This is a genomic window from Pantoea sp. SIMBA_079 (genome assembly GCF_046940275.1).
Taxonomy (GTDB): Bacteria; Pseudomonadota; Gammaproteobacteria; order Enterobacterales; family Enterobacteriaceae; genus Pantoea; species Pantoea borealis.
This window is the reverse complement of the sequence record NZ_JAWRYR010000858.1, coordinates 1-240: the sequence shown is the minus strand read 5'-3', so window position 1 is coordinate 240 and position 240 is coordinate 1. Positions and strand designations below refer to the sequence as shown.

1 pseudogene is annotated in these 240 nt (G+C 43.3%); it reads left to right on the top strand.

Annotated elements, in window-relative coordinates:
• Positions 1-98: 98 nt before the first annotated feature.
• Positions 99-240 (top strand): annotated as a pseudogene (locus tag SB719_RS22365) (bifunctional murein DD-endopeptidase/murein LD-carboxypeptidase); the annotation flags it as partial.

The window sequence follows — 240 nt, the reverse complement described above, 5'->3', positions numbered from 1 at the left end:
AGGATTTGTCTTAGACCGCGGTACTTATTAATCTCAACCCGTTCTGTCATCTGGCTGTCGACATTCTGTCGTAAGGACATCGCAGGATCACACGTATAATGGTCAAGTCTCAACCAATTCTGAGATACCTCAGTCGGATTATTCCCGCTGTAGTATTAGCCACACTTTTATCAGCATGTAGTAGCAGCCATAACGTCCAGAATGCGAAAAACGAGAATCATGAAGTTAACAACCACAATG